At 65.8% G+C, this 2,103-nt stretch carries 2 protein-coding genes; both read left to right on the plus strand.

The window, feature by feature from the left end:
- The first annotated feature begins 116 nt into the window (after positions 1-116).
- Positions 117-1,037, plus strand: a complete 921-nt coding sequence (locus AA309_RS31080) for a LysR family transcriptional regulator (RefSeq protein WP_047192895.1) — start codon at positions 117-119, stop codon at positions 1,035-1,037.
- A 361-nt stretch (positions 1,038-1,398) separates the two neighbouring features.
- Complete coding sequence (locus tag AA309_RS31085; RefSeq protein ID WP_047192896.1) at positions 1,399-2,103, plus strand: SDR family NAD(P)-dependent oxidoreductase; 705 nt, start codon at positions 1,399-1,401, stop codon at positions 2,101-2,103.

The following is a 2,103-nucleotide window of genomic DNA, read 5'->3' on the forward strand; positions in this document are numbered from 1 at the left end:
CAGAGCGCATCTTGATTGCGGGGCGAGGAGCGCAGGAATTGCCGCACCGCGAATGAATGGCTATGATTGGGCGGCCATTACTCCTCCGGCCGGAAGAATAAGGGGAGGACGAAGACGTGGACCGCCTCGACGCCATGAAAGTCTTTGTGGTGGCGCTCGACGAAGGCAGCCTCGCCGGCGCCGGCCGCAAGCTCAGCCGCTCGCCAGCCGCAGTCAGCCGGGCCATTGCCTTCCTGGAGGAGCATGTCGGCACCGAACTCCTCCACCGAACGACGCGATCGCTCAAACTGAGCGAGGCCGGGGAGCGCTACGCTGCCGTCTGCCGGCGCGTGCTCATCGATCTCGAGGAGGCCGACATCACGGCGGCCGGCGAGCGCTCGGCACCGCGTGGCACGCTCACCCTGACCGCGCCGGTGTTCTTGGGCGAGACCGTGTTGTGCCCGATCATTGACGCCTTCCTGGATGCCTACCCGGCCGTGTCGGTGCGCCTGTACCTGCTGGATCGGTTCGTGAACCTCATCGACGAAGGCATCGATGTTGCCCTGCGCATCGGCCATCTTGCCGACTCGAGCCTGGTGGCGACCCGGGTTGGCGAAGTTCGCCGCGTGGTGGCGGCGGCGCCGCGCTACCTCGCACGCAATCCCCGCATCACGGAGCCGGCGGATCTGGCAAAGCATCAGATCATCACATTTGCCGATCTTGGGACCGACTCCTGGAGCTTCCCGCCGCTCAACGGATCGTCGGCTCCGCGCACGGTGCATTTCACCCCGCGGCTCATCGTCAACAGTATCAAAGGAGCCATCGTCCCTGCCGTCAACGGCCGCGGCGTGACGCGCGTGCTCTCTTATCACATCCCGCAACAGGTGCGCGACGGGTCGTTGGAGGTCGTTCTCAAGGACCATGAGCCTGCGCCCTTGCCTCTGCATCTGATCTCGCCGCAGGGGCGCCTCTCTGTGCCGAAAGTACGTGCGTTCGTCGATCTGGCTCTCCCTCGGCTCCGCAGTCACTTCGCGACGGCGAGCCGCGATACCGGGTGAGCGTGCGACAGCCTTCTTGACGCTGAGATCGTTCGGGATTGCCGCGTGCGGACCCGCGGCGCCGCAGATAATGGCGCACGCCAAACGGCTCTCCCGTCTGACACGGCCTGCCAGTTTATGACCGAGCTCAAGACCGGCCCGATCGTGACCTCATGACGGGGATCGATCGCCGCTGCACGAGATGATCTGCGAGCCGCAATCCGTCGCCCTCCCCTGCCCGCACTCTATCGCGCAGCGAAAGAGTGTCTCTCGATTGGCGGCTCTTCGCACCCGCATCGGACGAGGCTAACTCTGTGTCCAACAACGCTGCATGACCCGCCGGGCCGCAGCCCCCTCTTGGCAAGGACGAAGGAGCTCTCTCATGAGCATCGACAGAAAAGTAGCGATCATCACGGGCGCGTCGCAAGGCATCGGCGCGGCTCTCGTGAGCGCCTATCTCGACCGCAACTACCGGGTGATCGCAACCGCCCGGTCCGTCAAGCCGTCGAGCAACCCCGACGTTCTCGTCATCCCCGGCGACATCGCCGACCGGAAGACGGCGGAGCGGGCGATCGCCGAAGGTATGGCCCGCTTCGGGCGCATCGACACGCTCGTCAACAATGCCGGCATCTTCATCGGCAAGCCGTTCACCGCGTACACCGAGGCCGACTTCGCCGCCGCTCTGAGCGTCAATGTCGCCGGCTTCTTCCACATCACCCAGCTTGCTCTCGCCGAGATGGAGAAGCAGGGCAGCGGCCATGTTGTGCAGATCACGACCAGCCTCGTCGACCACGCCACTTCCGGCGTGGGGCTCGCGTCGCTGACGAAGGGTGGCCTCAACGCGGCGACCAAGGCGCTTGCGATCGAGTACGCCCAGCGCGGCATCCGGGTGAATGCCGTCTCGCCGGGCATCATCAAGTCGTCGATGCATCCGGTCGCGACCCACGCGGCCCTCGGGGCTCTGCACCCGGTCGGGCACATGGGCGAGGTCTCCGACATCGTCGAGGCGGTCCTCTACCTCGAGACGGCCGGCTTTGTGACCGGCGAGATCCTCCACGTCGACGGCGGCCAGAGCGCCGGTCATTGA

It is taken from the genome of Microvirga vignae (assembly GCF_001017175.1).
GTDB lineage: Bacteria > Pseudomonadota > Alphaproteobacteria > Rhizobiales > Beijerinckiaceae > Microvirga > Microvirga vignae.